This window comes from Shinella sp. NM-101 (assembly GCF_021401195.1).
Classification (GTDB): Bacteria; Pseudomonadota; Alphaproteobacteria; order Rhizobiales; family Rhizobiaceae; genus Shinella.
Window position 1 is genome coordinate 1 of sequence record NZ_JACBFT010000036.1, and the last position, 11,899, is coordinate 11,899.

Annotated in this window: 10 protein-coding genes; 2 read left to right on the top strand and 8 right to left on the bottom strand. The window is 60.8% G+C overall.

Annotated features, from left to right (window positions below; genetic code table 11):
* Positions 1–19 precede the first annotated feature (19 nt).
* The 6 genes from repC to L0976_RS28110 form a co-directional block, all read right to left on the bottom strand.
* The gene (gene repC, locus L0976_RS28085; protein WP_234190627.1) at positions 20–1,309 is read right to left on the bottom strand and encodes a plasmid replication protein RepC; all 1,290 of its coding nucleotides are present in this window, start codon (positions 1,307–1,309) and stop codon (positions 20–22) included.
* A gap of 162 nt (positions 1,310–1,471) precedes the next feature.
* Positions 1,472–2,482 carry a plasmid partitioning protein RepB gene (repB, locus tag L0976_RS28090; protein ID WP_234190629.1) on the bottom strand — a complete coding sequence of 337 codons (1,011 nt, stop codon included), beginning with the start codon at positions 2,480–2,482 and terminating at the stop codon, positions 1,472–1,474.
* Entirely contained in the window at positions 2,479–3,696 is a 1,218-nt protein-coding gene (gene repA, locus L0976_RS28095) for a plasmid partitioning protein RepA (RefSeq protein ID WP_234190632.1), read from the bottom strand. Before repA ends, repB begins: the two co-directional genes overlap by 4 nt.
* Positions 3,697–4,327: 631 nt before the next feature.
* The gene (locus tag L0976_RS28100) at positions 4,328–4,798 is read right to left on the bottom strand and encodes a hypothetical protein (RefSeq protein ID WP_234190634.1); all 471 of its coding nucleotides are present in this window, start codon (positions 4,796–4,798) and stop codon (positions 4,328–4,330) included.
* A 442-nt stretch (positions 4,799–5,240) separates the two neighbouring features.
* Positions 5,241–6,059: an N-6 DNA methylase gene (locus L0976_RS28105; protein ID WP_234190644.1), complete on the bottom strand. Its 819-nt coding sequence runs from the start codon at positions 6,057–6,059 to the stop codon at positions 5,241–5,243.
* Between the two features lie 146 nt (positions 6,060–6,205).
* The gene (locus L0976_RS28110; protein WP_234190646.1) at positions 6,206–8,251 is read right to left on the bottom strand and encodes a ParB/RepB/Spo0J family partition protein; all 2,046 of its coding nucleotides are present in this window, start codon (positions 8,249–8,251) and stop codon (positions 6,206–6,208) included.
* Positions 8,252–8,813: 562 nt separating this feature from the next.
* On the opposite strand from L0976_RS28110, the gene L0976_RS28115 reads away from it, so the two are divergent.
* Complete coding sequence (locus L0976_RS28115; protein WP_234190648.1) at positions 8,814–10,088, top strand: type VI secretion protein ImpB; 1,275 nt, start codon at positions 8,814–8,816, stop codon at positions 10,086–10,088.
* Complete coding sequence (locus L0976_RS28120) at positions 10,088–10,339, top strand: hypothetical protein (RefSeq protein WP_234190654.1); 252 nt, start codon at positions 10,088–10,090, stop codon at positions 10,337–10,339. Before L0976_RS28115 ends, L0976_RS28120 begins: the two co-directional genes overlap by 1 nt.
* Before the next feature lie 344 nt (positions 10,340–10,683).
* Here the strand turns inward: L0976_RS28120 and L0976_RS28125 are convergent, their stop codons facing one another.
* Positions 10,684–11,256 carry a hypothetical protein gene (locus L0976_RS28125; protein WP_234190650.1) on the bottom strand — a complete coding sequence of 191 codons (573 nt, stop codon included), beginning with the start codon at positions 11,254–11,256 and terminating at the stop codon, positions 10,684–10,686.
* Between the two features lie 87 nt (positions 11,257–11,343).
* The gene (locus L0976_RS28130) at positions 11,344–11,784 is read right to left on the bottom strand and encodes a hypothetical protein (protein ID WP_234190652.1); all 441 of its coding nucleotides are present in this window, start codon (positions 11,782–11,784) and stop codon (positions 11,344–11,346) included.
* Positions 11,785–11,899: the final 115 nt, after the last annotated feature.

Sequence of the window (11,899 nt, forward strand, 5' to 3'; positions counted from 1 at the left end):
CAGCAGATGCCCGAAGGCTTCAGGCCATTGCGACTTCCTGGAAGAATCCTCCGCGCTGCATGACGTTCCCGCTCCGTTCGGTCTTAGCGTACGATTTCGAGCAGCTCTTGTTCTGACCCCCATTCGCCCGCAGGGCGGCCATCAGCATCGGCCCAAGGCCAAATTCACCACGCGCCGCCTTGCGACTGAGGTCGCGCAAATAGCCACCAGGCGTCTTGATGTGCTCCGCCCGCTCCAAGATGCAGGCCATCGCAATCGCGGCATTTTCTGGCCCCATCACCTCGCAAGCCTCCTGATAGGCCGACGGGCTGACCGCCAACATCGAGCGGACCGTCACCGCGGCCGTCATCAGCTCCCGCCAACTCTCGATCCGGCCGCTTGGCCCATAGTCGGCGATCTGCGGGCAGGCTCTCAGCACTAGTGGTAACGGATAAGCCTTCAGCGGCTCTGCAATCCGGTTCGGTTTTTGGCTCGACATCTCGCCCTGCTCTTTTTCAGAGCGAGGTTCAAGTTCATGGAAGGATTCGGGTTTTGAATTCTGTATGTGACGACCGTCATGGCTATCATTGACGTCCGTTTTTTCTGCTTTTACCTGAATTTCCAGACGGTTGATGATCTCCTCGCGCAGAAGCTCCATTTCTTCGAGCACCACGTCGACATCCTCGCGGCGAGGGGAGCGCGGCAGACGGGCCAGGAGCGCGATGAACATGCCCTCGATCGTCGCCCAATCGCCCTCCGCGCCCTCTTCCATGGCAGCCGATATCAGCTTGCGAACGTCGCGGCGGCAGAGCGACAACGCCTCTTTCGCGCGCTTGAATTGAAGACGCTCGGCAGCGACCTGCTGCGCCAGGTTCGCCAACTCGCTCGCACGGGCGAGCAGAGGCGCGAGACTGAAGCCGAAAGCGGCTTCGATGTCCCCTCCCCTGCCCCGATGTGCATAGCGCTTGCCATTCGGGCTATCGCGGCGCTCGATCAATCCGGCATCGACCAATGCGGCAAGATGCCGGCGCAAGGTCGTCCCGGCGATGCCGTGCGCGCGCAGCGACAGCTGCTTGTTCGACGGGAAAACAACCAGACCGCCGCTCTCGTCCGAGAGTTCATCATTCGGATAGAAGCTCAGCAGGGCTTGCAGCACCGTTATCGAACGATCCTGGAGGCCGAACACATCCTTCACCTCGCCGACGTCGTTGAAGACTTTCCACTTATTGACCGCGTTGCCCGCATCGCGGTCGGCGGTTTCGAGCTGGCCTCTCACCAAGGCAAGCGTCATCGGCCGCCCATGGGGCGTTGTCACACGTCCAATCTGCATTTCTTTCACCTATCAATGGGCAAAAGAAATCCGCTCACCAAAACGGTGCCAAAGACTCTTGACTGTGATTCGTGGAAATGCGATTCTCGATCTTGCTAGAGAATACGAGAGAGGCTTCCACGGTTTACCGATTGGGGGCCTTTTTCTTTTGCTGGGCTGCTCCTACTCGTTGTCACTCGTCGTATTTGCCGCTGACGCGGCAAATTCTTCGTAGATATCCGGCAATTTACGCAGCAGAAATTGCGCAAAATCCCCAGTGTGTTTCGTCGGGATCGTCAGCTTCACGGCACGTTTGCTGCTTTGCGCGGTCGCAATTTTGCGCCCTTCCCCCGTCTTGATGATCTGTTCGCCGGACACCCTTTCCTTGCGCACGGCGACGGATTTCAGCGTGCTTTCGAAGCGAGCATCGCTGGAAAGAGCGTGGAACTGTTCCTGGCGAATGAGTTCGCGCCATGTGGACTCGTGACCAGGATCGGCCAGCAGCTGCGCCAACGTCTCCCAGCGCGGCCGGCCAATCGACGGTGCAGAACCGATGGCTTCGATCAATTGTGTCGGAAGGGAGCTGGCAAGTGAGATCATGCCGGACAGGACACCTTTGGACGTAATGGTCAGAGCATCCATTATGACTTGCCGACGTACCCCTTGCTGATCGAGGCGCAATGCGAACAATGCCTTTTCGATAAAGGAAAGGTCCGCTCTGTCGCTGTTCTCTTTACCCTGTGCGCGGATCAAGTCCTCGTCGGAAAGACTGCGAACGATCGCTTTGACTTTGCGGCCGAGCTGGCGCAGCGCTTCAACGCGCCGATGCCCGAAGGCGAGCTGGTACTCCCCCTTCATTTCGGGATGGGGGCGGACAAGAACCGGAATGATCTGTTCGGAGGTTTTAAGCCCTTCGCGCAGCTCAATGAACTTCGGATCGGTAAAGCCATCCAGCCGGTCTTGCACGAAGGAGCTATGAATGATCTTCGGGTCAAGTTCGACAATCGTCTCTCCGGCTTCAAGCTGCAACCGCAAGGACTCCGCCTGATCCGCCTCGGTCGCAAGATTGGCGATAGCCTGATTCATTGAATTGAGGGCACCGGACTGAACGACCGGCTTAACGCGCGGAGATGGCTCAGCTGAAGGTTGAATCGGAGAAAGAAAGTCTTTGAGAGCGTCGCGCCTTTTGCTCATGTCGTGCGTCCCCACGCCTGCTTCACCAGCTTTTCAATTTCCCCATTGACGCTGTCGAGAGATTCCATGGCGCGATCATAGGTCACGCGGTGGAAGTTCTCCCGGCCGACTTCGTAAAGCGTCTGCTTGGTGATCCCGGCATCTGAGATCGCGGCAGACTTCAGCACGGCATTCGTCAGAACACGGTCGCCGAAGAGGCTCTTGAGCAACCCAACGATCTGCCCTTGTGGGCCGTCGGCCGGCTCGTAGCGTGTTACGACATAGCGAAAGAAGTCGTATTCGGCATTGCCACCTGCCTTCTCCACGACACCGAAGAGGCCGGCGGTCATATGGAGAAACTGCGACATGGAGGCGACGTCAAGCATCTGCGGATGGATGGTGACGACGACACTTCGCGCAGCGCATAGTGCCGATAGCGTCAGATATCCGAGTGACGGCGGGCAATCGAGGATAACGACATCATAATTCTGCTCTACGGATGCCAGCGCTGTCGCGATCCTGGTAAAGAACATCTGCTCGCGATTACGGTTACGCTCACTCAGGACGCGGGGAGTGTCGTGCTCGAACTCTTGAAGTTCGAGGTTCCCAGGAATGATGTCGAGCCCGGAAAAATAGGTTTTTTGAATGATATCGCTGAGCGGGCGCTGCTGCGCATCGTAGCGGATCGCCCCATAAATCGTTTCGTTCGGGCCGAGGTCGAATTCAGGTTGAATGCCGAAGAGCGCCGACAATGAGGCTTGTGGATCGAGATCGACGGCGAGCGTCCGGTATCCTCGCAGCGCGAAATACTGCGCAAGATGGGCGGCGGTTGTCGTCTTTCCTGAGCCGCCCTTGAAGTTCGTGACGGCGATAACCTGAAGAGCTTCGTTCGCGGCCCGGTTTGGCGAGTAGCCCTTTTTATTCGAACTCAGATAGCGCCGGATTTCATGGATCTGGTCAAGTGAGTAGAGACGGCGCCCTGCCCCGTTCTTCTCCGCCTCCGGAATGTTGCCCTCGGAATTCAAATGGCGAAGATAAGCATCGCTGATGCCGATGAGCTTCGCAGCCTCGCCGGCCATAAATTTGCGAAGCTCCTTTTGCGCCGTAGGAGGGAATGCGCGAGCGCGCAACTGCTGAAGCTGTGCGCTAAGTAGATCGGCGTCAGCTTCGATAAGGCTCGTTAGCGATGGGATCGCTGATGCGCGCGCCTGAAGTTGAGTAGCGACTGAATTCATTATAAACGCTCAATCCGGTGAAATCGACAATTGAGCGTAAAAATGATCCGAGTCGGAGGCTCGGTCAAGGAAAATTGAGTTAACAAAAGGTTAACGGATTTTTCTCTGACGAAAAGTTCTCAGCTGAGAACTTTTTCTTGAATCGCGGCGACGCTAAATCACCGGCCGCTGTGAGTGAAGATATCATATCAACCTCCATGAGGCAGGCTAATCCTGGCATCCCGTCTCCTCCTGACTGCTGCGGTCAAAAGTTCTCAGCTGAGAACTTTTCGAATTTTAGGCGCATGATGACGGATGTTTAGCGCGACGTTGCCGATCGCAGCATCCCTGAAAATCGGCGGCGCAGCCGCTTCAGGGAGAGGAGGAAGGGGGCTTTGGGGGAAGGAGGAGGAGGGACACCGTCCCTCCTTCCCCCAAGGGAGGGTTCAAAGGGAGGGGTGTCCCCTCCCTTTGGGGTGGGGGTGTTTGAGGGGGCGGGGCTTTGCCCTGCCCCATCATGGGGTGAGTGTTGAGAGGGGGGCTTGCCCCTCTTTCATCAGACGAGACGGCCGGTCGCACCGGCCGTCTCGTCTCACCCACCCGTGCAAGGAGGAGAGACGGCAGATGCCGCCTCCCCTCCAATTCATGCGCCTCAGTCTTCAAAGAGGCGAAACAGATCCCCGGAGCATTCCGTGTCGATATCCGCCGGGTCGACATCGTGCAAAGACACCTCATCCGGCAGGACCAGACCCCATGCGGGGAGCTGGATACGCAAGCACCGATATATCGTGCCGAGGAGGGCGCGAAACTCAACCATTTCCAGAGGCACATAGTCCAAGAGGTCGTAACCGTCTTCCTCGCACCAGAAATCCCGGTAGATGGCTTGATAATTGTAGAGTTCTTCGCCGAGGTCCGCATCCTGGTGCGGGTCGTTATTCAAGAGAACACGCCGCTCTGCTGCCAACGCCTTCCGCGTGAAGCGCATGAAGCGGGCAAGATGCTGCTCCACCCAGTCATGAAGCAGGCGCTCCGTTTCGGTGGTGCTTGCAAGGCGGTTGGCCAGCACCATGATCCGCAAACCCGTCGCATCGGCATACAACGTGAGAAAATTGATGTTACGCATAAAAGTCTCCTTTCGCTCTTTGGCGGAAGGTGTCCGCATGAGCGTCGAGTGGGGTCAAGGACCGCTTTAGCGGCCGCCTGCGGCGGCGAGTGGGGGAGCCGAATTTCTGGCTCGGCCCAAGGGGACGAGACTGAAATTTGGGGGAACCGCTCGTCCTTGAGGCCAGGAGACGCGGTGCGACACTTGGACGACAAAGAGAGAGAAGCCCGCGGCCCCGACCAGGGGCCGCGTCCGTATGGGCCGGGGTGGTTTGGAGGGGGTGTCACACCCCCTTCATGGGAGGGTTCAAGGGAGGGGCGCGCCCCTCCCTCGGGAGGATGTTTGAAGGAGGGGGCCTTGCCCCTTCCTTCATGGGGGCGAGCATGAGAGGGGGGCGGCTCTGCCCCCCTCTTGTAGAGCTTCCGGCCGGTCGAACCGGCTGGAAGCTCTCCCCTTGTGGCTTTCAGAATAGGCGAAGCTGCCCATTCTTCTCGCTTGCAGGTTCTAGTGCTGTCGGTTTGACGGGTGACGTTGCCACTGCTGCCTTTGCCGCTGATGCCATCATGGCCGGGGCAAGAGGGACCGCATGCGCGTGTGCAGCATCCCCTGCCCTTCTGAGCTTCGCGGACCATCCCCCCATGATATGCGCCATGGTGTGCCATTGGTCGCTGAACCGCATCGCCAGACTGTCCCCGATGAGGACGGTCGCCGGGATATGGAGAAGCGAGAACTGAATATAGGCCATGTGGACGGCACGCGGGTCGATGTCCACGGCGGTCACATGCAAAAGCTGCTGGTAGTTGAAACCCGCCTCCATAATGGCCTCTGTCAGTGCGATGATCATCGCCCCGCTACCCACGGCCGGTTCCTGCGCCAGCATGAAGCCACGCTTTTCAATCACCTTGCGCATTTCTTCCGGACTTCCGGCGACCATACGGGCCATCAACTGGCAGATCGGATAGGGCGTGAAGAACTGGCCGCGTGCCTTGCTGTGCAACTCAAGCGCATGGAAGGTGGCGCCGAGAACATCGTGGGGGCGTTCTTCCAACGCCATGACGACTTCGCCCATAATCTTCGAGAACGTGTCCATGGTCTCACGGCCATATTTGCTGCCAATCTCCTGAAAGCGGGCTTCGCGCTTTTCGGCGTGGACGAGGTCAACCGCGTTGCTGAGGGCGATTGCTGACGTTTCGCACCAATCGCTGAACACCGTGTAGATGTCATGCTTGTAGCGGCAGGTTTCAAATAGCTTTACGATGGCTTTGAGGCGCGGGGAGTTCATGGGATCACCTGCGAGGGAGTGGAACCGCATGGGCGCGTTTCGCCATTCGCCGGGGCCAAGCCCGGCGTCGTCATGCGGATCGTTCAAGGGAAAGGGTCGGGGAGAGTGCAGGCCGCGCCGGAGACTGCGCGGCCTGCGGCAGCCGACTATTCGGCTGCTTCGGGGAAGGTTTCACCGTTCGTTACCGGCTCTTCATCGATGTCGAACGGGCATACGCCGTCATCATCGGCATCGCCGCTGGCTTCCACCATCCGCTCGCGCTCCTGCTCGGCAGTGAGAGCGATCCGTACCGGCGCGGGAAGCCATCCGGTGCCAGTGATCTTCCGTTCGGCATACTCCACGCCTTTCGCCTTCTCCATGCCGGGAACGCCAAGTGCCAAGTCCTCGCCAACGGCTTCGGTGACCGCCTGCTTGATCCCGGCCTTGCTGATGCGGGCGAAGTAGTTTTCACCGGTGGGCGCATACCACTGCGTCATGTCGATCTTGAGGGCCTGTGCCAGCCGCTCGGCGTGGCCGCGCTGCGACTTGCGCTCATAGTGGGGGTGTTGCACGGCGTTGACCGACTTTGCCGCCGCATAGGCCAACAAGTCGAGAAGCGTTGACGTAGGCTGTTCAAGGCACCATTCCAGAAGTTCGCTCGGGTTGCCGGGAATGGTGTGACCGTAGTTCTCCTTGAGTTCGTCCATGGCCACGATGCCCGCGCACGCCGCCGGATCGGCAATGCTGCTTTCGAGCCGTTCGCTCTTCACCGTCACTTCAAGGGACGTATAGTCGCTGCCGCCATAGCTGCCGAAAATGTTCACCAGCATGGCATGGACCACGGCGGCGAGGGCGACGTCCGGGTTATGGGCAAGCTCGGCCCGGATGGCGGCGGTCTTCTGCGCCGTAAGCTCCTGCACCAGCAGGGCAGGCATCTTGAATGGCGGCTCCGTGCGCTGTTCGGGTTGCGGCGGAACGGTCGCCCCACCCTCATCCGTCTCGTACGTATCGCCTTCGACGCTTTCGTCGCCTTCGTCGCTGTTTTCCGCCTCCTCCTGGGCTTCATCTTCGGGGCGGACAAAGCCATGCTCGATTTCGACATTGCCGTAATAGTCCATCGTCACATAGCAACCGGCCTTAGCGATATCTTCCGGGGAATAGGCTTCCTGTGCCATCGACAGGGCCGCCAGCCTCGCCTGAATGGCTTCGGTGCGCGGTTCGGCCTCGTCGTCGCCCTCGCCCGCCTCGATCTTCGCCACCAGCTCGTCATATTCGGCTTCCAGCCGTTCCTCCTCGGCCTGTTCTTCCTCCGTCAACGGAATGTCGGACGGATAGACCCTGTGCATGCGGACGGCTTCGCTCGGAATGTCCGGCACCACCTCCACCCATTTCCAGCCTTCGGCGCGAACGGCTTCTGCTTCGGCTTGCAGCTTCTCCGCCACCAGCTTTTCGACAAGGGCGACATCAAGGGCATAGCCGCTGTTCCTCGTGTCGAAAAGATCGCGTTTGACGTGACCGCCTGCGGCCTCGTAAAGCTCGATCCCGCCGATGAACTTGATGCGCTTGTCGTTGAACTTGACCGCTTTCCCCTTCAACACATCGCGAATGGTATCGCTGGTCCGGTTATGCGATGGCAGGCTATTCCACACCTCCACCTGCCGGTCGTGGTCGTCGGACACGGTGAAAGCGGTAAGCTGCTGGAAGGTCATTTCCTCGCTGCGATAGAGTTCAAGCAGTTTCGGCGAAACTCGCCCGAGCGCCTGACGCTTGCGTACCATGGTTTCGGTGGTGCCGAAGCGGGCCGCGATGTCCTCGACGGATTTCCCGTCCTCGGCCATGACGCGGTAGGCTTCGTATTCATCGACCGGGTGCATTGCCTCGCGGCTCATGTTCTCGATGATGCTGATTTCGGTCGCCTCGGCCTCGCTGCGCTCCTTGCATTCCACGGGGAAGTCCTTGGCGATTTCGCCCGCGTCAGCCAGAAAGAGGAGGGCGGCACGACGACGCTCACCTGCGGTTACGAAAAACCGGCCGCGCTTGTCGCCCTTGCGGACGATGATGTTCTGCAACAGCCGGTAGCCATCGGCGCGGATGGTCGCGGCCATCTCCACGATGCCTTCCTTGCTGTAGGTCTTGCGCACATTCTTGGGGTCGCGGTCCAGCTTGTTCAGCGGCACGAAAAAGCTTTCAGTGGAAATCTGGGTCTCGGTCATGGCTCTGTCTCCTTGGTTTCCCGTTTCCCGAAGGGGAAGCCCCCCTTGGGCGAAGCCTCCCCGGTCTTTCCGGGGGAATGGCCTCTGACATTCCCCCGGACAGAGGGGGGAGGGCGTAGCCCGCCCCACGGCGGCAGTCGTTCGGGTCAAGGGGTCGTGGCGGGAAAAAACGGAAGGTTCGGCCGCAGGCTGAAAGCCGTTTTTTTCCGACGCGACAAGCGGCTCTGCCGCGCCTGCCCCTTGATCCCGAGCGGCTGGCGATGTCAGGGGCGGTAAGGAAAAGCGGCCCGGAACGGGCCTCGATACCGGGTGCGTAGCACCCGCTGGACAAGCGATCGTCACCGTCATCGGCGGAGACGGCCCAGGCCGGCTTCGTGCTTCGCATAGAGCGCGGCCGCCCGAGGGCGGTGGCCCATCCTTCTGGGGGCAACGGAGTCAAGACGGATTGACTTCAAAACCGAAGCGGAACAAACTAGGAACATAAACCCATCAAGAGCAAATATTCCTATGCGCCATTGCGCATGGGCGATCCTGCTCGCCTACATTTTTGTGGAGCCGGCCCATGCGCAAACCCAACGAAATCGAACGGCTCTACCTTGATTTTGATGGGTTTTTCGCCTCGGTCGAACAACAGGCCGATCGGCGGCTGCGCGGTCGGCCGGTGGGCGTCGTTCCATTCAGCGGGACCGACCGAACCGCCGTCATCGCCTGTTCGAAGGAGGCGAAGGCGCAAGGCGTCAAGAACGTGATGCCAATTGCCGAGGCCCGGCGCGTCTGTCCGGACCTGATCCTTGTGCCGCAGAATCCCGACCTGTACCGCCGGGCGCACAATGCGCTGCTATGCGAAATCGAAACCGTCATCGCCATCGACACGGCCAAGAGCATCGACGAGCTGACCTGCGTGCTCGATGACAGCGGCCGACGCGATCCAGAGCTATTGGCCGCCCGCATCAAAGCAGCGATCGCGGACAATATCGGCCGGTGCATCACGAGCTCGATCGGCTTCGCAGCGAACCGGCAGTTGGCGAAGATCGCCTGCAAGGCCGGGAAAGAAGAGAGCAAGCGGCTCGGCAGCTATGGCGATGCGCTGGCGATATGGCGACCGGCCGATATGCCGGAACCCCTGCTGCGCGTTGAACTGGAGGAGATCCCCGGCATCGGGTCGAGCATGGCGAAGCGACTCTATCGGAACGGGGTCTTCTCCACCCGCCAGCTCTACGCGCTTCAGCCGAAGCACATGCGCAGGATCTGGAACAATGTGAATGGTGAGCGCCTGTGGTATGCCCTGCATGGCTACGACATTCAGGCCCCGGAACAGAAGCGCGGTATGTTCGGCCACGGCCGGGTATTGCCGCCTGAAAGCCGGACGATCGCCGGCGCATACGAGATTTCGCGGCTGCTGCTGACCAAGGCGGCGCGACGCCTGCGCCGCGAAAGCTACTACGCCGGCGGCTTATGGCTGTGGCTCTCGATCCGGGATGGAACGTGGTTCGGCAAGCACCGCCTGGCCGTCGTCCATGACGATCAGGCCATTCTCGCGGGGCTGCACGCGCTCTGGCAGCGCGTGCGCAAGGACTATCCGCGCGGCGTGACCATCTTCCGGATCGGCGTCACGCTCTACGATCTTTCGCCTTCCAACGAGCGGCAAATCGACCTGCTCGACAATGACGACACGCTGCGGCGGAAATGGGAGAAGGCTAACAGCGCGATCGACGCGCTGAACGCGCGCTATTCCGCGACCATCGTCAGCATGGGCGAGTGGAAGCCGCCTGCAGGCGGTCATGCCGGCGGCAAGATTTCCTACACGCGCATTCCCTCGGCCGAGGACTTCTGGTGATGGGCTGGAAGGCGACGATCCAGGTGCGTGATCTGGCCGATGACCAGAAGCTTGAGCTGGTCTGCCGGAAATGCGGCCGGCTTGCCTATACGAACCGGGCGCAGCTTTGCGAGGAGATCGACCGTTCGCAGCTCTATCTCGATGAGATCGAGGCGAAGGCGAGCTGCAAGCGCCGCGGCTGCAATGGCCGCATGCGGCTTTCTATGGTGCGGTTGCAGGAGATGAGCGGTTTTGTCGGCGGTCTCGCGTAGCGGCCGCGCCGTGATCGCGCCGGGGCGCAGCGTAGCGAACGCGGCCCGATCCTGTGAAGAAGGCGAATATCGGAGAAATCAGCATAGCGCCGGCCTATGGCCGGGATTTCGGGAATTCTCGCTGCGTTGTGTGGGGAAGAAGCGCAGCCGCAGGAGCCTCAGCATAGCGACCCGCAGGGGAGGCGGGATCGACTGCGCCCGCACGCGGCGCACCGTTTTGGCGGGCGGGCAGGGGAGTTCGAGGGGCGGGGCTTCGGGGCGCCCCTCGTCCTGGTCCGATCCGCTCGATGCGGGGAGGACCAGGCACTTCCGCTGAGGCCGCCGGAGAGGGAGACACCACCCCCTCAATCCCCGTCCTCTATCGGCTCAACATCGCGCAGCTCGACAAAGACGACTTTCTCGGTTCGCTCCTGCCCGATCAGGTCGAGATTGATATGGACGTAATCGGCAAACGGCTCCCGGCACAAGCGCCAGACGACGCCAACGCGGCCGACGCGGCGCTCGTTGGTGCCATCAATGGATGGCGATGTGCCGATGATGCGAACGCGCTGGCCGAGGCGAAGCCAGTTCGCCGCGCTGGCGATCATGTCGGTCCGTTCCTCCGCCGTCAGCTTCTTGCGCGTCGAGCGCGCCCACGGCGTATGCGGATCGGCGACAAGCTGGCTCGCCTGTTCATCCGGGGACAGGTCCTGAAACCGCGTGATCTCGTAATCCAGCGGCCAATCCTCGGGGTCCGGTGGTTTCGGATTCCGGTGGAAGTGCTCCACGGTCGGGCCGCCGAAAAGATCAGGTTGCGCACCGGCCTGCCGTCGCTGACGCTGCGCCTTGCGATAGTCCGCCCGCCATTGCCCTTCGGGGCTGAGGGGCGGGCGCTCGGTTTCGCCCAACAGGCGGTCCAGTTCTTCCCGGTCATCCATGGCCGTCTCCTGTCGGCGCGACGTTCTCAATCTGAGGGGAGGGGAGGCGCGACACGGGGCGGCATCGGCCGCCCCGTTCCGAACCCTTCACGCTTCGACCGTTTCCACGATTTTCGGCACGCTGCGGTCGAGGAATATCTCGACATGGACGATCTGGGCCGCGATCACACCGGGCCGCTCGGTCACGACGATGACGGGCCGCAGGAGCGGGCGCACGATGACGAAAAGCGAAGCCAGCGCCTCGATGCTCTCCGTCACGTCGGCAAGCTCGCCCAGCCTGTCGGATTTCGTCACCAAGAGATTTCCGGCCAGCGGCGTGGGCGCACCCGCGACTTCCGTCAGGCACGGCACGGTGTCGTCCAGCCCGTTGTCGTCCACAATGATATCGAGGCCGTTCACTCGAACGATATCGATCAGATCGCACTTCACGAATGCCTTGATTTGGGCATAGCTGCCTTCGAGGTTGATCGTGACCGGGCGAATGGTGCCTGCCATCGGCTCGATCAGGAAGGCTTTGACTGCGCTCATTTTCTGTCTCCTTTTTCCCGAAGTCCCGCAGGGAAGCCCCCTTGGGCGAAGCCTCCCCGGTCTTTCCGGGGGAATGGCCTCTGACATTCCCCCGGACAGAGGGGGGAGGGCGCAG